The sequence below is a fragment of the Streptomyces sp. NPDC033216 genome (genome assembly GCF_055577115.1).
Map to the genome: position 1 here is coordinate 52,442 of NZ_JBVIQK010000011.1, position 18,056 is coordinate 70,497.

Annotated in this window: 15 protein-coding genes; all 15 read right to left on the reverse strand. The window is 72.5% G+C overall.

Annotated features, from left to right (window positions below):
* Positions 1-3 precede the first annotated feature (3 nt).
* The 15 genes from ACZ5Y0_RS21035 to ACZ5Y0_RS21105 all read right to left on the reverse strand — a co-directional run bounded on the left by ACZ5Y0_RS21035 (position 4) and on the right by ACZ5Y0_RS21105 (position 17,682).
* The gene (locus ACZ5Y0_RS21035; RefSeq protein WP_469130200.1) at positions 4-852 is read right to left on the reverse strand and encodes a TatD family hydrolase; all 849 of its coding nucleotides are present in this window, start codon (positions 850-852) and stop codon (positions 4-6) included.
* On the reverse strand, positions 852-1,619 hold the full coding sequence (locus tag ACZ5Y0_RS21040; RefSeq protein ID WP_469130201.1) for an EboA domain-containing protein: 768 nt from the start codon (positions 1,617-1,619) through the stop codon (positions 852-854). Before ACZ5Y0_RS21040 ends, ACZ5Y0_RS21035 begins: the two co-directional genes overlap by 1 nt.
* Positions 1,616-2,704: a sugar phosphate isomerase/epimerase family protein gene (locus ACZ5Y0_RS21045; RefSeq protein WP_469130202.1), complete on the reverse strand. Its 1,089-nt coding sequence runs from the start codon at positions 2,702-2,704 to the stop codon at positions 1,616-1,618. Before ACZ5Y0_RS21045 ends, ACZ5Y0_RS21040 begins: the two co-directional genes overlap by 4 nt.
* Entirely contained in the window at positions 2,701-3,690 is a 990-nt protein-coding gene (locus ACZ5Y0_RS21050; RefSeq protein ID WP_469130203.1) for an SCO3242 family prenyltransferase, read from the reverse strand. Before ACZ5Y0_RS21050 ends, ACZ5Y0_RS21045 begins: the two co-directional genes overlap by 4 nt.
* Positions 3,687-4,817: an inositol-3-phosphate synthase gene (locus ACZ5Y0_RS21055; protein ID WP_469130204.1), complete on the reverse strand. Its 1,131-nt coding sequence runs from the start codon at positions 4,815-4,817 to the stop codon at positions 3,687-3,689. The genes ACZ5Y0_RS21050 and ACZ5Y0_RS21055 overlap by 4 nt, the downstream gene beginning before the upstream one ends.
* Before the next feature lie 215 nt (positions 4,818-5,032).
* A complete protein-coding gene (locus ACZ5Y0_RS21060; RefSeq protein ID WP_469130205.1) occupies positions 5,033-5,512 on the reverse strand; it encodes a LamG domain-containing protein in 480 nt (159 codons plus the stop codon).
* 12 nt (positions 5,513-5,524) lie between these two features.
* On the reverse strand, positions 5,525-8,029 hold the full coding sequence (locus ACZ5Y0_RS21065) for a PQQ-dependent sugar dehydrogenase (RefSeq protein WP_469130206.1): 2,505 nt from the start codon (positions 8,027-8,029) through the stop codon (positions 5,525-5,527).
* A gap of 103 nt (positions 8,030-8,132) precedes the next feature.
* Positions 8,133-9,131 (reverse strand): sugar phosphate isomerase/epimerase family protein, encoded by a 999-nt coding sequence (locus ACZ5Y0_RS21070; RefSeq protein WP_469130207.1) that lies wholly within the window; start codon positions 9,129-9,131, stop codon positions 8,133-8,135.
* Between the two features lie 14 nt (positions 9,132-9,145).
* Positions 9,146-10,372: a Gfo/Idh/MocA family protein gene (locus ACZ5Y0_RS21075; protein WP_469130208.1), complete on the reverse strand. Its 1,227-nt coding sequence runs from the start codon at positions 10,370-10,372 to the stop codon at positions 9,146-9,148.
* A 299-nt stretch (positions 10,373-10,671) separates the two neighbouring features.
* On the reverse strand, positions 10,672-11,733 hold the full coding sequence (locus ACZ5Y0_RS21080) for a substrate-binding domain-containing protein (protein WP_469130209.1): 1,062 nt from the start codon (positions 11,731-11,733) through the stop codon (positions 10,672-10,674).
* A gap of 17 nt (positions 11,734-11,750) precedes the next feature.
* Positions 11,751-12,767 carry an ABC transporter permease gene (locus ACZ5Y0_RS21085; protein WP_469130210.1) on the reverse strand — a complete coding sequence of 339 codons (1,017 nt, stop codon included), beginning with the start codon at positions 12,765-12,767 and terminating at the stop codon, positions 11,751-11,753.
* Entirely contained in the window at positions 12,764-14,290 is a 1,527-nt protein-coding gene (locus ACZ5Y0_RS21090; protein WP_469130211.1) for a sugar ABC transporter ATP-binding protein, read from the reverse strand. The genes ACZ5Y0_RS21085 and ACZ5Y0_RS21090 overlap by 4 nt, the downstream gene beginning before the upstream one ends.
* Before the next feature lie 174 nt (positions 14,291-14,464).
* Positions 14,465-15,646, reverse strand: coding sequence for an ROK family transcriptional regulator (locus ACZ5Y0_RS21095; protein WP_469130212.1), 1,182 nt, complete (start codon positions 15,644-15,646; stop codon positions 14,465-14,467).
* A gap of 231 nt (positions 15,647-15,877) precedes the next feature.
* A complete protein-coding gene (locus ACZ5Y0_RS21100) occupies positions 15,878-16,555 on the reverse strand; it encodes a GntR family transcriptional regulator (RefSeq protein WP_469130213.1) in 678 nt (225 codons plus the stop codon).
* 179 nt (positions 16,556-16,734) lie between these two features.
* Positions 16,735-17,682 (reverse strand): beta-ketoacyl-ACP synthase III, encoded by a 948-nt coding sequence (locus tag ACZ5Y0_RS21105; RefSeq protein ID WP_469130214.1) that lies wholly within the window; start codon positions 17,680-17,682, stop codon positions 16,735-16,737.
* Positions 17,683-18,056: the final 374 nt, after the last annotated feature.

Below are 18,056 nucleotides of genomic sequence, written 5' to 3' on the forward strand. Positions count from 1 at the left end.
CGTTCACTCCCCGCCGCGCAGCACGGAGTTGCCCTCGTGGGTGGCGCCGGGAGCGCTCACCTCGACGTTCAGCCGGCCGCTGAGGCCGTAGAAGGCGACGGGGTTGCGCCACAGGACCCGGTCGACGTCGTCCTCGGTGAAGCCCTCGGCGAGCATCAGGTCCGCCACGCGGCGGGTCTTGAGGGGATCACTGCGGCCCCAGTCCGCGGCGGAGTTCACCAGGATCCGCTCCGGCCCGTGGGCGCGCAGGATCCCCACCATGCGGCGCTCGTCCATCTTGGTGTCCGGATACACGGAGAAGCCCAGCCAGCAGCCGCTGTCCCGGGCCTCCTTCACGGTGGTCTCGTTGAGGTGGTCGATCAGGACGTGCTCCTCGGGCAGCGCGGACTCCCGGACGACGTCGAGGGTGCGGCGCAGCCCGGCGAGCTTGTCGCGGTGCGGGGTGTGCACCAGCGCGGGCAGCCCGTGGTCGGCGGCGAGCTGGAGCTGTGCGGCGAGGGCGGTGTCCTCGGCGGGGGTCATCGAGTCGTAGCCGATCTCGCCGACGGCCACGACCTGGTCCTTGACGAGATACCGGGGCAGTTCGCCGAGGACGGGGACGCAGCGCGGGTCGTTCGCCTCCTTGGGGTTGAGGGCGAGGGTGCAGTGGTGGGCGATGCCGTACTGGGCGGCCCGGAAGGGTTCCCAGCCGAGGAGGGAGTCGAAGTAGTCGAGGAAGGAGGCGGGCGAGGTGCGGGGCTGGCCGAGCCAGAAGGACGGCTCGACGACGGCGCGGACACCGGCCCTGTACATGGCCTCGTAGTCGTCGGTGGTCCGGGAGGTCATGTGGATGTGGGGGTCGAAGATGCGCATCAGGACTCCTTGCCGTGGGGGTGGCCCGTGCCGTGGGGACGCGTCGCGTGCGGCGGGGGCACGGGACCAGCGGGGCCGGCCGAGTCGGTCAGGGCGAGAACGCGGTGCAGGTCAGCGGGTACGGGACGGTCCGCGGCCGTGCGTTCGGCGGCGTAGTCGCCGAGCATGCGGGCGAGTTCCGTGTCGCCGCGGGCCCGGTGCGCCAGGTCCGCCACCTCGTCGACGGGCACTCCCGTGAACAGACACTTCAGGACGGCGTGGCGCCAACCGTGCGCGTCGAGGTGGCGGGCGGCGTAGGGGCCGACGGCGGCCGTCAGGAGCCGGGTGTCGTTGGTGCGCAGGGCGTCCTCCACCAGCGGCAGGGCGTCCGGGCCGGACACGAGGTGCGGCAGAGCGTGCAGCACGGCGCGGCGTTCGTCGGCGGTGCCCTGGAAGTAGACCCGGCTGAGAGCGGCCGGGTCGGCGCGGGCGGCGCGCAGGATGAGCATCCGGGCGGCGTCCGCGTACCGGCTGCCGCAGCGACGGCCGGCCTCGGCGAGACGCAGCTCCCACGCGGAGATCGGACCGTGGGTACCGGGGTGGGCGGCGGCCTCGTCGAGGGCTTGGAGGAACCAGGCGCGTGCCGGTTCGGGCAGCTCGGACTCCAGGTCGCCCTGGAGGGCGTCGAGGGAGGTGAGGGCCGGGGCCGGGGACGTCCTGCCGGGGGCGGGGGTGGTGCCCCGGTGTGACCGCTCGGGGGTGGCCGGGGTGGTGTGGCGGTGGGTCATGCAGTGCTCCCTTCCTGGACGGCGGAAGGATCGCCGGGTGGTACGGGAGAGAGGGGCGGGGGCGGCAGGCGCGGTGAGTGAGTGGGCGGCGGTTCACTGTGCTCGGGGCGGTGTCCGGCCTCTTCGGGAGCGGACGTGCCGTGGCCGACCTCCCCGGCCTCGGCCGCGCGGCCGTCAGGTGGGGCGGGTGTCGCCGCGCGGCGGAGGAAGGGGAGGGAAAGTTCGGCCTGCCGGGGTCCGGCGTGGGAGTGCCGGGGCAGCTCGACGACCGTCAGGCCCCGGTAGCCGGTGGCGCGGAGCGCGGCGAGGACGGACGGGAAGTCGATCTCGCCGTCCCCGAAGGGGAGGTGCTCGTGGACGCCTCGGCGCATGTCCTCGATCTGCACGTGGCGCAGCCAGGGCGCCGCGGCACGCACACAGTCGGCGGGAGGGAGCGGTTCGAGGCACTGGCAATGACCGATGTCGAGGGTGAGGCCGAGCGGCTCGGGATCACCGAGAAGGAGACGCAGACGGTGGAAGTCGGCGACGGTGGCGAGGAGATGCCCCGGCTCGGGTTCGACGGCCAGGGGCACGCCGGCGGTGGCGGCGGCCTCCAGTACGGGGGCGAGGGCCTCCGCGAGGCGCCGCCAGGCGGTGTCCCGGTCCGTGCCGGGCGGCAGGGTGCCGCTGAAGCAGTGCACGGCGTGGGCGCCGAGGTCGGCGGCGATGTGGACGGCGCGGAGCAGGAGGTCGACTCGGCGGGCACGGTCCTCCGGATCGGCGTCCAGGAGGGAGGGTCCGTGCTTGCGGCGTGGGTCGAGGACATAGCGGGCTCCGGTCTCCACGGTGACGGCGAGCCCGAGCGCGTCCAGCCGCTGTGCCAGATGCCGGGTGCGGGTGGCGAGGTCGGACGCGAGCGGATCGAGGTGCATGTGGTCGAGGGTCAGCCCGACGCCGTCGTAGCCGAGGTCGGCGAGGAGGGCGAGGGCGTCGTCGAGGCGGAGATCGGCCAGACCGTTGGTGCCGTAGCCGAAGCGGAGGGGGCGTGGGATCCCCTCCGGGACATCCGCCGCAGGGACGGCGGGGGCCGGGCGGCGGGCGCTCATGTGACGCTCACCCGCTTCGCGAACCACCGGGCGACCGGGGCGAGGGCGACCGTGCACAGCGCTGTGACGGTGGCTCCGGCGCGGGCCGCGAGGACGGACTGGAGGGGGATCGTGGCGCGGATGCCGGCTCCCACGGCCCGTTGGGTGAGAGGGGGTGACGGGTTGAGGACGGCGTGGACGTAGGGGCGGGCGACCGTCACGGCGTAGGCGACGGTGAGGACGGTGGTCGTCGCGGCGGGGAGAGCCGTGGACGCGGTGGCGGGGCGGCCCGTGCTCGCACCGGCAGGGCGGCGGAGGTGCCGTCGTAGCGGCGGTGAACCGTCGCGGGGCGGGCGACCGTCGCGGGGCGGGCGGCGGTGCAGCAGCCAGGTCAGGACGCCGGTGGTGGCCAGGGCGGCGAAGGGGGCGGCGGGTGTGCCGTCGCGGGTCTCGTGACGGGAGACCGTCGTGACCGCGAGGGTGTGCGTGCTCAGGAGCGCTGCCGAGGGGAGGGCCGGGCGGACCCGGCCGCCGGTGGCCGCTGCTCCGAGAAGGAGGTCCAGGCCGCGCGCGGCGGCCATGGCGAACGGGCCGGCGGGGGTGCGCTTCAGGAAGAGATCGTAGGACCAGACGGTCGCCGCGAGCGGGGCCGCGATCGTCAGGGCGGGGCGGCCCGCTCGGGCCGCCAGGGCGAGGCCGGCGGCGGTGAGGGCGCAGGCCGCGCCGAGCGCTGCGGCGGGCCGGACCCGGCCGGAGGGCAAGGGCCGGTGCGGGCGCTCGGCGGCGTCCTCCGCGCGGTCCGCCCAGTCGTTGAGGGCCATGCCGGCCTCGTAGAGACAGAGGGAGGAGGCGATCGCGAGGACCGTGCGGCGGTCGGGACGGGCGGTGGTGGCGGCCGCCCCGGCGAGAGCGTCACCGGGCACGGTGAGGAGGGCGGGCAGGCGCAGGAGTTCCACCCACGCGCGCGGGTCGGGGGCACGGTGGGTGACCGCCTGTGCTGCGCTCATCGTCCGTCCTCGTCGCTCAGCCGTCGGGCGAACCTCCGCAGTTCCGCGTACTGCTCCGCAAGGGACGCCGGCGCGTCTCCCACGGGGTCCTTGAAGAAGAAGGCGAGTTCGGGCCGGGGGCCCGACAGGCCGCGCTCGTGGGCGCGGGCGAGGAGGCGGGCCAGGTCCAGGACGAGCGGGGCCGCGAGGGCGGAGTCGCATCCCTGCCAGATGGTCTGGAGAACCATGCGGGTGCCGAGGAAACCGTCGAAGGCGATGTGGTCCCAGGCGGTCTTCCAGTCGCCGAGGGCGGGCACGTCGTCGATGTGCACCTGGCCCTCGGGGACCGTGCCGAGCGTGTCGGCGAGGACGCGTTCCTTGCCGGCGTTCTTGGCCGCGGCGGCCGCCGGGTCGGCCAGGGCGGCTCCGTCACCGCCGCCCAGGAGATTGGTGCCGGACCAGGCGCGCACGGCGAGGGCCCGCTGGGCGAACATCGGCCCGAGGACGGACCGCAGGAGGGTCTGCCCGGTCTTGCCGTCGCGGCCGGCGTACGGCAGGCCGCTCGACGCGGCGAGGGTGGCGAGGCCGGGGTGGTGCAGGCCGGTCGAGGGAGTGAAGTTGACGTAGGGGCAGCCGGCGCGCAGGGCCGCCGCGGCGTAGAGGGAGCTGGCGGGAAGGGCGGGGCCGGTGGACACGGGTTCGGTGGAGGCCACGTTCACCACGACCGCACGAGCCAGGCCGTGCCGTCGCACGAAGTCGCGCAGGTCGGTGGTGAAGGCGGTGATCAGCTGCTCCTGGTCGCGGGCGTCGCCGGGGAGGGGGCCGCCCGGTCTGATCTCCCGGTCGGCGGCGACGAGTTCGGTCCCGACGGCGGAAGGGAGGCCGGGCGGCAGCACTCCCCCGGCAACGAGCTGTTCGGCTCGCTTGGGCAAGGGACAGCCGATCGTGTCGTGTCCGCCGAACACGAGGGAGGACAGGGCGGGCAGTGCGCTGTCGGCGAAGGCGGGGGTCTCGGTGACCAGGCCCGTCGGCGGGCGCAGTCCGGCGGTCAGGGCGGCGCAGCCCGCCACGACGGTGGTGGCGACGGAGCCACGGGCCCCGATCAGCCAGACGCCGACGCGAGGGGGGACTGGGCGGGACGCGGACATGTGCGGCCTCCTTGTCGTGGGCGGAGCCGGGCGCGATGAGGTGAACGCGAAGAAGGTGGGCGAGGAGCAGCGAGCGGCGGGCGGCGTCGAAGGTCGAGGGTGGACAGATGAACGCGGACAGGTGAACGCGGACAGGTGAACGAAAGGGAAGCAAGTGAGAGGCGGAGAGAGGGGGGACGGCGGGCGGAGGTCCGGCGTCCTCCGCCCGCCGCCGTTCAGGAGCCCCTGACGGGCGGTTCCTCGATCCGGGCGTCGCACAAGGACACCTGGTCGTCGGCTCCGTGGTCGTGGCGGCCCGGATGACCGTCGCGCGGATCCCGGACCGGGCCGGTGTCGGTGCGGTCGTCGGTCTTCACGCCGTTCCGCCACCCGTGCAGGCGTTCCCCCTCCGCCCGGACCACGTACGTGTTCCCCTCCCCCGGCGGACTCAGCGCACGGTCGCGCCGTTCGAGGGCGGCCGCGGACGTGAAGCCGTCGACGGACCCTGTGGTCCTCCCGCAAACCTCGGTGCCGCCCGGTTCCTTCGGCGCGGTGACGCCGTCGGGGATCGAGTCGTGCCGGAAACCCGCCGTCCCGGTGACCAGCACCCGCGCCTGAGCCGGAGCCGGCGACTGCGAGGCGGCGGGCAGCGAGACGTCGCCGAGGAGCAGGGCGGCTCCCTCCGGTGACGGGGCCGGTCGGCCGGTCGAGCACATGACAGCCTCCTCTCAGCCCGTCGTGAAGGTGAAGTCGTCCAGCTCGTACAGGGGCGCGGGACCGCTTCCCCTGAAGACCAGGTAGAGGGTGGTCGTGCCCCTGGGGGCGCGGGACAGGGCGGCGCCGACGTCCTGATAGGACTCCCAGCCGCCGGTGTCCGGCACGGTCGCCCTGCCCAGCAGGGTGCCCGTGGGCGAGCCGGCGCGGACCTCGAGCGTTCCACCGGAACCGGCGGACACGACGCGGGCGGTGATCCTCCTGGCATCGGTGAGGACGTAGGGGGTGAAGGAGATCCAGTCACCGGAGGAGATCCCCCCGACGGTCCGGCCGCCGTGCGCCGACTCGCGCGTGGTCACGGTGACGCCGGAGGAGTCCCCGAAGTGCTCGGCCTGACGGTGACGGGGTTGGAGGAGGCTCTGGTCGTGGGTGGTGAGCGCCGCCTGGCCGCCGCCCCCGCCGTCGGTGTACTCGGCGTCGAACACCCCGAAGATGTTGGCGTCGTCGTCGTGGCCGCCGTCGGCGCTGGTGCGGACGGTGCCGGTGCAGCCGTTCGTGGAGGTCACGGGGTGGCCGTGACTGTCGTGACCGAGGACGAAGGTGACCTCGACCTTCGAGCAGTCGATGGTGCGGTCCTCGCGGTCGGTGACGCGCACGGTGAACGGGATCGCGTCGCCGAAGTTGAACAGCTGTCCGTCCTTTGGGAGTTCGAGCGTCACCTTCGGCGCGGTGTTGCCGACGACCACCTGCACGCTCGCGCTGCCGGTGCGACCGCCCGGGTCCTTCGCGGTGAGCGTGGCGGTGTACGTGCCGTTCTTGCGGTAGCGGTGCGTGGGATCGGCGGCGGTGGAGGTGGAGCCGTCGCCGAAGTCCCAGCTGTAGGTGAGGGCGTCACCGTCCTGGTCCGTCGTGCCGGCCGAGGAGAATCCCACCCTGAGCGGCGCCTGGCCGGAGGTGCGGTCGGCCGCGGCCCGGGCGACCGGGGAGTGGCCGTCGGTGGCGTTCTCGATGCGGTACAGGGCGGAGTGTTCGTCGCCGCCGAACCAGGAGACGCCGTAGTCGAGGACGTAGAGCGCGCCGTCGGGACCGAAGGCCATGTCCATGATCTGGGTGCCGGTCCACGGTACGTCGCTGATCGCGCGCACGGTGCCGTCGGCGTCGCCGGTGATCCGCTTGATCCAGCGGCGGCCGAACTCCCCCGCGAAGAAGTCGCCGTCGTAGACCTCGGGGAACTTCACCGGCGAGTCGAGCGCCGGGTCGTAGTGGTAGACCGGGCCGCCCATGGGGGACTCCGAGCCGCTGCCGAACTCGGGCACCGAGGCGCCGTCGTAGGGGATCCAGGCGGGCTGGGCCGGCGGCAGGTCGGTGAGACCGGTGTTGTGCGGCGAGGTGTTCCTCGGGGCGGCGCAGTCGAACGGCGCACCGGATACACCCGTCGCGAAGTCGTATGCGACATACGGGTCGTTGTCGCCCGTGCAGAACGGCCAGCCGAAGTTGCCCGGTCCGGTGACACGAGCGAACTCCACCTGTCCGGCGGGACCGCGTGCCGGGTCGGCGGCGCCGGCGTCGGGTCCGTAGTCGCCGACGTAGAGGATGCCCGTCGCCTTGTCGACGCTGAACCGGAACGGGTTGCGGAAACCCATCGCGTAGATCTCGGGTCGTGTCCTGTCCGTACCGGGCGCGAAGAGGTTGCCGTCGGGGACCGTGTACGTGCCGTCGGCGTTCACCTTGATGCGCAGGATCTTGCCGCGCAGGTCGTTGGTGTTGCCGGAGGAACGCCGGGCGTCGAAGGCGGGGTTGCGGTTCGGGCGGTCGTCGATGGGCGTGAAGCCGTCCGACTGGAAGGGGTTGGTGTCGTCGCCCGTCGACAGGTACAGGTTGCCCGCCGCGTCGAAGTCGATGTCGCCGCCGACGTGGCAGCACAGCCCGCGGGAGGCCGGCACGTCGAGGATCTTCGTCTCGCTGGCGGGGTCCAGGGTGCCGTCGGTCTTCAGGACGAACCGGGAGAGCCGGTTGACTCCGTCGAAGGGCGCGAAGTCGGCGGCCGTCCCGGTCTCGGGGGCGTCGCCCGCCGGGGTGTCCAACGGGGGCGCGTAGTAGAGGTAGACGAAGCGGTTGGCGCTGAACCGCGGGTCGACGCCGATGCCCTGGAGGCCCTCCTCGTCGTGGGAGTAGACGTCGAGCTTGCCCGCCAGGCGGGTGTTGCCGGCGGCGTCGGTGAGGCGCAGTTCGCCGTCGCGAGAGGTGTGCAGGACGGAGCGGTCGGGGAGGACGGCGAGCGACATGGGCTCGCCGACCTCCGCCTCGCCCTTGGCGAGGGTGACCTGCTGGAAGTCCTCCGCGGTCACGGCCGGTGCCGCCCGACCGGCGACGGCTGCGCCGGCCGGGGGTGCGGCGAGACCGAGTGACGCCCCGGCCAGCAGGGCGCCGGCCAGCAGGGCGATCACCTTGCGCGGCGAGGGATGTCGTCCGCTGGTGCGGTGTCCGGCGGTGCGGGTGGATCGGTCGTTCCCGTGCACGGGTGCCTCCAGGATGGGCCCGGTTGTACGTGCGGGTGTTTGCGCCGGGACGCGCCGTCATCCCGGAGAGCCTGTGGTGGGAGAGCGTGTGGCGAGCCTGCGATCAGTTGCCGAACGCCGCGTCGAAGGAGGCCGACGGCGGCTCGAAGTCGTAGGCCTTGAGGTGCCTCAGTGCCTCGGGGGCGCCTTGCAGCCGGTCCATGCCGGCGTCCTCCCACTCCACGGAGACGGGGCCCCGGTAGTCGATCGACCTCAGCATCCGGAACACGTCCTCCCAGGGGACGTCGCCGTGGCCGGCGGACACGAAGTCCCAGCCGCGGCGCGGGTCGCCCCAGGGCAGGTGGGAGCCGAGGCGGCCGTTGCGGCCGTCGAGGCGCTTACGGGCCTCCTTGCAGTCCACGTGGTAGATCCGGTCACGGAAGTCCCACAGGAAGCCGACCGGATCGAGGTCCTGCCACACGAAGTGGCTGGGGTCGAAGTTGAGTCCGAAAGCCGGTCGGCGGTCGACCGCGTCCAGCGTGCGTACGGTCGTCCAGTAGTCGTAGGCGATCTCGCTCGGGTGGACCTCGTGCGCGAACCGGACGCCCTCCGCGTCGAAGACGTCGAGGATCGGGTTCCAGCGCTCGGCGAAGTCGCGGTAGCCCCGTTCGATCATGCTTTCGGGGGCGGGCGGGAACATGGCCACCAGGTGCCAGATGGCGGATCCGGTGAAGCCGATGACGGTGTCGACGCCGAGAGCGGCCGCCGCGCGGGCGGTGTCGGCGATCTCTGCGGCGGCCCGCTGCCGGACCCCCTCCGGCTCGCCGTCGCCCCAGATGCGGGCGGGCAGGATGGCCTGGTGACGTTCGTCGATGATGGCGTCGCAGACGGCCTGTCCCACGAGGTGGTTGGAGACGGCCCAGCAGCGCAGGCCGTACTTGTCGAGCAGGGCCCGCCTGGAATCGAGGTACGCCGGGTCGGCGAGGGCCTTGTCGACCTCGAAGTGATCTCCCCAGCAGGCGAGTTCGAGGCCGTCGTAACCGAAGTCGCGGGCGAGTCGGCACACCTCCTCCAGGGGGAGGTCCGCCCACTGGCCGGTGAAGAGTGTGAATCTGCGGGGCATGCTGCGGGCCCTCCTCAGTCGGCGATCGGGGTGTAGACGGCGTTCTTCTGGGCGCTCTCCTCGACCGCCGCGAGGACACGCTGGACCTGGAGACCTTCGGCGAAGGAGGGTTCTGGTCCGCTGCCCTCGGCGATCGCGTGGACGAGGTCGCGAGCCTGGTGGACGAAGGTGTGCTCGTAGCCGAGGCCGTGGCCGGGGGGCCACCAGCCGTCCAGGTAGGGGTGGTCGGGTTCGGTGACGAGGATGCGGCGGAAGCCGGCGTGGATGCCGGGTTCGGTCGCGTCGTGGAACCACAGCTCGTTGAGCCGCTCCAGGTCGAAGGCCAACGAGCCGTGTTCTCCATTGAGTTCGAGGCGCAGGGCGTTCTTTCGGCCGGTGGCGTAGCGGGTCGCCTCGAAGGAGGCGAGGGCGCCGGAGGCGAAGCGGCCGGTGAACACGGCGGCGTCGTCGACGGTGACCGTGCCGGTGCCGGTGCCCGCTTCCCCGGCCAGTCCACCGGCCGGACCGCCCGGCAGCGGCCGCTGCCGTACGAACGTCTCGGTGAGCGCGGAGACCCCGGCCAGGCGCTCCCCCGCGAGGTGTTGGGCGAGGTCGACGATGTGCGCGCCGAGGTCGCCGAGGGAGCCGGAGCCCGCCAGCTCCCTGCGCAGCCGCCAGGTCAGCGGGAACTGTGAGTCGTTGAGCCAGTCCTGGAGGTACGTCACCCGCACGTGCCGCAGCCGGCCGAGCCGGCCCTCGGCCACCATGCGCCGGGCCAGCGCGGTGGCGGGCACGCGACGGTAGTTGAAGCCGACCATCGCCAGCCTGCCACGTGTCGCGAAAGCCGTTTCGGCTGCGCGGGCCATGGCTTCGGCTTCCTCGACCGTGTTCGCGAGGGGCTTCTCGCACAGGACGTGCTTGCCGGCGGCCAGCGCGGCGACCGCGATCTCGGCGTGGCTGTCGCCGGGCGTGCAGATGTCGACGAGGTCGACGTCGTCGCGTTCGACCAGCGCCCGCCAGTCGGTCTCGGTCGTCGCCCAGCCGTGCCGGTCGGCCGCCGCGCGGACGGCGACGGCGTCCCGGCCGCAGAGCGCGGTGAGAACGGGACGCAGGGGGAGGTCGAAGACGCGGCCCGCGGTGCGCCAGCCCTGGGAGTGGGCGGCGCCCATGAACGCGTAGCCGACCATGCCGACGCGGAGCGGTGGCTTGCCGGCCTCCGCTCCGGCCTCCGCCGGTCCCGCTGACTGCTGCGGCTGTTCCATGCAGGTGTCCTCCTCGTCGTCGTGGCGCGGTGGGGGTGGGGCCTGCCGGCGGGTGGCTCGGGGTCCGGCCGTAGGCCGGGGTGCGCCCCACTCGTCGGGGCTCGCCCCGGCACGGCCCACCGCGACACCGGTCTCGCGGCCGCGCACCTCGCCGGGGCCCGCCTCACCGGGACACGCCTCCCCGAGCCGCCGCCGGCGCGGCGGGAGGGGAAGCGGGACGGGGGTGGAGGCGGTTCCCCGGCCGTCGCACCCCTCTCCGCCCGGTGACGCGCACGGGCCGGCCGGGCGGAGCCCGTGTCTCACCGGAAGCCGGTGGACATGTACTGGTCGACGTTCTCCTTGTCGACCACCGCCGAGTAGAGCGTGATCGACGCGGGGATCTCGTACTCCGCGAGGCCTGCGGCACCCTTGCCCTGGCCGAGGGCGCGGGCGAGGTCGATGGCGGAGGCGGCCATGGTGGGCGGATAGAGGACGGTGGCCTTGAGGACGCCGTCGTCCTGCCTGATCGCCTGGAAGGCGGAGAGGGCGCCCGCCCCGCCGACCATCATGAAGTCGTCGCGACCGGCCTGCTCGATGGCGCGCAGCGCGCCCACACCCTGGTCGTCGTCGTGGTTCCACAACGCGTCGAACTTCGGTTGCGCTTGCAGGAGTTGGGCCATCTTTGCCTGCCCCGACTCGACCGTGAAGTCGGCTGCCTGGCGGGCCACCTTCTTGATGTTGGGATAGTTCTTCAGAGCGTCGTCGAAGCCCTGCGTGCGCTGCTTGGTGAGTTCCAGGTTGTCCAGACCGGCCAGTTCGATGACGCGGGCGCCGGATCTGCCCTTCAGTTTCTCGCCGATGTAGTGGCCGGCGCTCAGGCCCATGCCGTAGTTGTCGCCGCCGATCCAGCAGCGGTAAGCCTGCGGGGTGTTGAAGATCCGGTCGAGGTTGACGACCGGGATGCCCGCGCGCATGGCCTGGAGACCGACCTGGGTGAGGGCCTTGCCGTCGGCGGGCAGCACGACCAGGACGTCGACCTTCTTGTTGATGAGGGTCTCGATCTGCCCGATCTGCTGGGCGGTGTCGTTGGAGCCCTCGGTGATCTCCAGGGTGACGTCGGAGTACTTCTTGGCCCGGTTCTTGGCGTTGTCGTTGATGGCGTTGAGCCAGCCATGGTCGGCCTGCGGTCCGGCGAAGCCGATGGTGACCTGCTTGCCGGGCTTGTCGTCCGTCGCCGGCCGGGTGTCGGCGGCGGGCTCCTCGTCCTTGGGATCATTGCTCGTGCAACCGGTCATCAGGGCACCGGCCGAGACGGCGGCGGTGCCGAGGAGCAGACCTCGGCGACTGGTGAAGCGGCTCGGAAGTCTCGTCGGCTCTGGCATGGCGGTGGACCCTTTCCTCAGGTCGTGCTCGCGGTACGGCGCTGGACCAGCACGGCGGCGACGATGATCGCGCCCTTGGCGATCTGCTGGACGTCGCTCTGTAGGTTGTTGAGGGCGAAGATGTTGGTGATCGTGGTGAAGATCAGGACGCCGAGCACGGCGCCGACGATGGTGCCGCGCCCCCCGCTGAGCAGCGTGCCGCCGATGATCGCGGCGGCGATGGCGTCGAGTTCGTAGAGGTTGCCGTTGGTGTTCTGACCCGATCCGGACAGGATGATCAGCAGGAAGGCGGCGATGCCGCAGCACAGTCCGGACAGCAGGTAGAGGTAGAGCCGCTGGCGGCGTACGTCGATACCGGCCAGGCGGGCCGCCTCCGCGTTGCCTCCGACGGCGACCGTGCGCCGGCCGAAGGTGGTGCGGTTCAGCAGGAGCCAGCCGATGATCGTCACGACCGCGAAGACCATGACGAGGGGCGGCACCCCGAGGACGTACGCGTCGCGCTCGCCGAGGTCGAGGATCCTCTCCGAGGTGACGATCTGCGTCTTGCCGTCGGTGATCTGCAGGGCGAGGCCACGGGCGGAGGCGAGCATCGCGAGGGTGGCGATGAACGGGACCATGCCGCCGTAGGCGATGAGGAGGCCGTTGACGAGGCCGCAGCCGAGGCCGACGAGGACGGAGGTGAAGAGGATGCCTCCGAAGCCGTACTCCTGGGTGGCGAGTGTGGTCGCCCAGACGGAGGCGAGGGCGACGATGGCGCCGACCGAGAGGTCTATGCCTCCGGAGGTGATGACGAAGGTCATGCCGACCGTGACGACGCCGATCACCGAGGCCTGCGTGAGGACGAGTTGGAGGTTGCGGGTGTCGAGGAACTCGTCGGGTTTGGTGATCCCGCCGATCACGACGAGCGCGGCGAGGACGCCGAGCAGGGACAGGGTGCGGACATCGGCGCGGGCCACGAGGCCGCGCCAGGCGGGGGGTCGGACCTGGGGCACCGTGTCGGTGCTGTCCCGCGGCGGGGAGACGGGCTGCGTCATGATGCCGGACTTCCTTCCATGACGAGGTCGAGTACGCGGTGTTCGTCCAGCTCCCGGGCAGGAGCGGTGTGGACCACGCGCCCCTCGCGGAGCACCAGGACGCGGTCGGCGAGGCCGAGGACCTCGGGCACCTCGCTGGATACGAGCAGCACGGCGAGGCCTTCGTCGGCCAGTCGACGGACGACCGCATACAGTTCGGCGCGGGCACCGACGTCGACCCCACGGGTGGGCTCGTCGAGCAGCAGGACGCGGCAGCCGCGCAGCAGCCAGCGCGCCAGGACGGCCTTCTGCTGGTTGCCGCCGGACAGGGTGCGTACCGGTACGGACGGGTTGTCGGGGCGCAGCGACAGTTCCCGGGTCGCCGCGCGGGCCGCGCCGCGCTCGGCACCGCGGTCGATCCAGCCTGCGCGCGAGAAACGGGAGAGGGAGGAGACGGAGACGTTGCGGGTGACGGACTCCAGCATCAACAGGGCCTGAGCCTTGCGCTCCTCCGGGGCGAGTCCCAGTCCGGCGCGCACGGCGGCCCGCACGCTGCCCGACCTCAGCGGGCGCCCGTCGACGAGGACGTGACCTGCGGTGGGCTTGCGTGCGCCGTAGATCGTCTCCAGGATCTCGGAGCGCCCCGAGCCGACCAGCCCGGCGAGACCGACGATCTCCCCCGGCCGCAGGTCCAGGTCGAGCGGCTCGAACTCGCCCTGCCGGGCCAGTCCGCGCACCTCCAGCAGCGGCTCCCCGTTCGTCGGCGGCACGCCGGCCGCCGACCGCTCGGGGAAGACGTACTCGACGTTGCGGCCCGTCATCAGGGCGACGACCTCACGGGTGGGCGTCGACTTCGCCGGCAGTCCGCCGGCCACCGCCCGGCCGTCCTTCAGCACGGTGACGCGGTCGCCGATACGGCGGATCTCCTCGAGGCGGTGGGAGATGTAGACGACGGCGACGCCGTCCGCGGTGAGGTCGCCCACGATCCGGAAGAGATTGTCGACCTCGTCCGGATCGAGGGCGGCGGACGGTTCGTCCATCACGATCAGCCGGACGTCGTGGGAGAGCGCCCGCGCCATGGAGACGACCTGCTGCTGGGCGGCGGACAACTCGCCCACCAGACGGGCGGGATCGATCTCCGCGTGCCCGAGCCGCTCGAGCAGTGCGCCGGTTGTCCGGCGGGCCAGTCTCCTGCGGACGACGAAGCCCGCGGCGGTGGGTTCGTGGCCGAGGTGGACGTTCTCCGCCACCGACAGGTGTTCCACCAGGTCGAGTTCCTGGTAGATGGTGGCGATGCCGAGGCGCATGGCGGCGATCGGCGAGCGCAGGACCACGGGTTCGCCGCGCCAGCGGACGGTGCCGCCGTCGGGCTGGTGCGCACCGGCCAGAACCTTGATGAGGGTGGACTTGCCGGCCCCGTTCTGGCCGAGCAGACAGTGCACTTCACCGGCCTGGACGTCGAGGTCGACGCCGTCCAGGGCCCGGACGCCGGGGAACGACTTGGTGATGCCGGACATGCTGAGCAGCGGTGGTTCTGGTGCCATGTGGGTTCCCCTCGGCGGGCGTGCGGGCCGGAGTCAGGGCAGAACGCCGGGATTCGGGCGCTCTCGGGGCAGGGCGGGGCAGGGCAGAGCGGTGCGCTGTGCCGGTGGTGCCGTACGAAGTGGGACGGAAGGTTCGTGAGAGGACTGAGGCGGAGGGCCGGTACGAACGGGGGGCTACGCGGGTGAGAACAGGTGGTCGCTGATGAGGCGGGCCGCGCCGATCACGCCGGCGGTGGGGCCCAACTCACCCAGGACGATGGGCAGGTTGCCGGTCGCCAGGGGAAGCGACTGACGGTAGACCTGGGTACGGATGGCGGCGAGCAGGGTGTGGCCGAGGCCGGTCACCCCGCCGCCGATCACCACCAGGCCGGGGTTGAAGAACGAGACGAGTCCGGCGATGACCTGGCCGACGCGGTTGCCGCCCTCGCGGATCAGGTCGAGGGAGGTGGCGTCGCCCGCGGCGGCCGCGGCGGCGACGTCGACGGCGGTGAGACCGCCGTTCGTCTCCAGCCGTGCCGCGAGTTCGGCCGAGAGGCCCTGCTGGGCCGCCTCCACGGCGTCACGGGCCAGGGCCGCGCCGCTGAAGTAGGCCTCCAGGCAACCGCGGTTGCCGCAGGCGCAGGGCCGGCCGTCGGGCACGGCCTGGATGTGCCCGATGTCGCCCGCGCTGCCGGTGGTACCGCGGTAGACCTGGCCGCCCACGACGATGCCGCAGCCGATGCCGGTACCGATCTTGACGCAGAGGAAGTCGGCGACGGTGCGGGCGACGCCCGCGTGCTGCTCCCCCATCGCCATGAGGTTCACGTCGTTGTCGACCATGACCGGGCAGCCCAGTTCCTGGCTGAGCGCCTCCCGCACGGGGAAGCCGTCCCAGCCGGGCATGATCGGCGGCGCGACCGGTACGCCCTCGGGGAAGCGGACCGGTCCGGGGACGCCGATACCGGCGCCGTCGAAGCCCTCGGCGAGTCCCGTCGCCTTCAGCTTCGCCGCCATGGCGAGCACTTGCTCGAAGACCGCGACCGGCCCCTCACGTACGTCGAGGGGCTGGTTGAGGTGCCCGAGCGTCTCCAGTTCGGCGTTGGTGACAGCGACGTCGACCGAGGTCGCGCCGATGTCCACGCCGAGGAAGCGGAGTTGCGGATTGAGCCGGACGTTGTGCGAGCGGCGCCCGCCCCGCGAGGCGGCGAGTCCGTCGGCCACGACCAGCCCCGTCTCCAGCAACCGGTCCACCTCGACGGCCAGCTTGGACCGGGAGAGGTCGACCTGATCACCGAGCTGCGCGCGGGAGTTGGGGCCTCCGTCGCGCAACAGCCGCAGGAGTCGCGCCTGGTGCGTGTTCGCGGGTCGTGCCGTCATCCGTCTCACGAACCCCTCCCCGCCTCGATCAGCCGCCTGCTGGCGGGCTTTCGAGGGGAACGTAGCAGCGGTTGCCGGGAGTGGGAAGAAGTCGTGCACGGATTGCCGTCAACTTTCTCCACTCACAGGACAAAGGAATGCCCTGCGGCCCGTCGAGGGCACGCAGGGCAGGAGCGTCGGCGGTGACGGCGGGGCGGGATGCCTGGCGGCGCCGGTGAGGGGGCGGGCCTTCTACGCCCCCTGGCGCGCGTGGTACGAGCGGCGCGTGTGCTCCGTGTGCTCGCGCATGAGCCGGATGGCGCGCTGCTCGTCACCTTCCGCGATGGCGGCGATGAGGTCCCGGTGTTCGATCCAGGACTGGTGACCGCGCTGTCGTGCGATGGGCGTGTAGTACCAGCGCACCCGCCGGTCGACCTGTCCCGCTAGTTCGGCGAGGACCGCGTTGCCCGCCAGTTCCATGATCTTCGCGTGGAACATGGCGTTGAGGAGGACGGCCCGGTCCACGTCGTCGGAGGCGACCGCCAGCATGCCCTGCGCCTGAAGTTCGTCCAGGGCCTCGATGCCGGCCTTGTCGGCGTTCGCGGCGGCGAGGCCGGCCGCCTCGGCCTCCAACAGCGTACGCACGGTGAGGAGTTGGTCCGCCTCCTCCTCTGTCGGCTCGTGCACGAACGCGCCCTGGGCGGGTCGCAGATCGACCCAGCCCTCGGTGTTCAGCCGCTGTAGGGCCTCCCGCACCGGCTGCCGTGAGACGCCGAGGTGTCCGGCCAGTTCGCTCTCGACGAGGTGCTGGCCGGGCTGGAGAGCGCGGGTCGTGATGAGTTCGAGCAGCGCCTCGTAGACACGCTCACGCAACGGACCGGGGCGTTCGAGCCTGGGCACCGCACCCTGCGGCAGTCCTGTCGACAACATCGGTCGATCCCCCTCCTGGGCAGCGCCGGGCGCCGGCAGCCGGAAAGCCAGTATCGATTGTCTTTCGTCTACAGTCTACGGCTCACTGTAGCCAGAGCTGGAAGCGGTGGACCGCGTCACATCGCCGCGCGGAACCGGGACGCCGCCCGTCACGGGCAGGATCCGGGACGCCGCGCCCGTCACGGGCAGCGTACGACCTGGCCCGCGTACGACAGGTTGCCGCCGAAACCGAACAGCAGGACCGGATCACCGCTGGAGATGGCGCCCTGCTCCACCAGCTTGGAGAAGGCGAGCGGGATGCTCGCCGCGGAGGTGTTCCCCGATTCGGTGACATCGCGCGCCACCACGGCGTTGACGGCGCCGATCTTCGCGGCGAGGGGCTCGATGATGCGCAGGTTCGCCTGGTGCAGGACGACGGCGGCGAGGTCCTCCGGGGCGAGGCCGGCTCGCTCGCACGCCTCCCGCGCCAGCGGCGGCAGCCGGGTGGTCGCCCATCGGTAGACGCTCTGCCCCTCCTGCGCGAACCGGGCCGGCTGCCCCTCGATGCGCACCGCGTGGCCCATCTCGGGCACCGACCCCCACAGCACGGGCCCGATGCCGGGTTCGGTTCCGCCGGGACACGCCTCGACCACGGCCGCGCCCGCCCCGTCGCCGACCAGGACGCACGTGGTGCGGTCCGTCCAGTCGGTCACGTCGGACATCTTGTCGGCGCCGATGACCAGGGCGCGGGTCGCGGCGCCCGCGCGGAGCGTGTGGTCGGCGGTGGCGAGCGCGTGGGTGAACCCGGCGCAGACCACGTTGACGTCCATCGCGGCCGGCCCCGGGATGCCGAGCCGGGCCGCGACCCGGGCGGCCATGTTGGGCGAGCGGTCCACGGCGGTCGAGGTGGCCACGAGGACCAGGTCGACGTCCGCGGGGGTGAGGCCGGCCGCCGCGAGCGCCTTGGCGGCGGCGTGCCCGGCCAGCTCGTCCACCGGCTCGTCGGGGCCCGCGATGTGACGTGTGCGGATGCCCACCCGGCTCCTGATCCACTCGTCATTGGTGTCGACCAGTGCCGCCAGGTCCTCGTTGGTGAGTACCTTGGCGGGCTGGTAGTGACCGACGGCGACGATGCGCGAGCCGTTCATCGGGGAGTCCCCTCGTTGCCTTTGGGTAGCGGGATCCTCCAGTCTGATCAGTGACTCACGGGTACGCGGGCATCTGAAGCGACAGGAAACGCGCGCCGGGCTTGTCGGCTTCCCGCTATCCCTTTCCCGCGCGGACATCCGTCCACCCCGTGGCGACCGGGCACGGGGTCCGGGCGCCACCTCCGCCGCCCGGTGAACAGCGGCGTCGCCCTTCCGTCGGGGTTCGCACGCCCGTGGACGAGCGGCGCGCCCTGCCGCAGCCGGACGAGACCCGTCATCGGGGGCCTACCCCGGGGCGGGGCCTGATGATGGTGGAGGGGGCGGACGAGGGCGTCGGCGACGAAGCCGACGACGAGCAGGCCGTCCAGCGATCA

Bases quoted from the DNA above. Each gene is read 5' to 3' on its own strand.
- ACZ5Y0_RS21035 (WP_469130200.1), bottom strand. From the start codon at position 852: ATGCGCATCTTCGACCCCCACATCCACATGACCTCCCGGACCACCGAC.
- ACZ5Y0_RS21040 (WP_469130201.1), bottom strand. From the start codon at position 1,619: ATGACCCACCGCCACACCACCCCGGCCACCCCCGAGCGGTCACACCGG.
- ACZ5Y0_RS21045 (WP_469130202.1), bottom strand. From the start codon at position 2,704: ATGAGCGCCCGCCGCCCGGCCCCCGCCGTCCCTGCGGCGGATGTCCCG.
- ACZ5Y0_RS21050 (WP_469130203.1), bottom strand. From the start codon at position 3,690: ATGAGCGCAGCACAGGCGGTCACCCACCGTGCCCCCGACCCGCGCGCG.
- ACZ5Y0_RS21055 (WP_469130204.1), bottom strand. From the start codon at position 4,817: ATGTCCGCGTCCCGCCCAGTCCCCCCTCGCGTCGGCGTCTGGCTGATC.
- ACZ5Y0_RS21060 (WP_469130205.1), bottom strand. From the start codon at position 5,512: ATGTGCTCGACCGGCCGACCGGCCCCGTCACCGGAGGGAGCCGCCCTG.
- ACZ5Y0_RS21070 (WP_469130207.1), bottom strand. From the start codon at position 9,131: ATGCCCCGCAGATTCACACTCTTCACCGGCCAGTGGGCGGACCTCCCC.
- ACZ5Y0_RS21075 (WP_469130208.1), bottom strand. From the start codon at position 10,372: ATGGAACAGCCGCAGCAGTCAGCGGGACCGGCGGAGGCCGGAGCGGAG.
- ACZ5Y0_RS21080 (WP_469130209.1), bottom strand. From the start codon at position 11,733: ATGCCAGAGCCGACGAGACTTCCGAGCCGCTTCACCAGTCGCCGAGGT.
- ACZ5Y0_RS21085 (WP_469130210.1), bottom strand. From the start codon at position 12,767: ATGACGCAGCCCGTCTCCCCGCCGCGGGACAGCACCGACACGGTGCCC.
- ACZ5Y0_RS21090 (WP_469130211.1), bottom strand. From the start codon at position 14,290: ATGGCACCAGAACCACCGCTGCTCAGCATGTCCGGCATCACCAAGTCG.
- ACZ5Y0_RS21095 (WP_469130212.1), bottom strand. From the start codon at position 15,646: ATGACGGCACGACCCGCGAACACGCACCAGGCGCGACTCCTGCGGCTG.
- ACZ5Y0_RS21100 (WP_469130213.1), bottom strand. From the start codon at position 16,555: ATGTTGTCGACAGGACTGCCGCAGGGTGCGGTGCCCAGGCTCGAACGC.
- ACZ5Y0_RS21105 (WP_469130214.1), bottom strand. From the start codon at position 17,682: ATGAACGGCTCGCGCATCGTCGCCGTCGGTCACTACCAGCCCGCCAAG.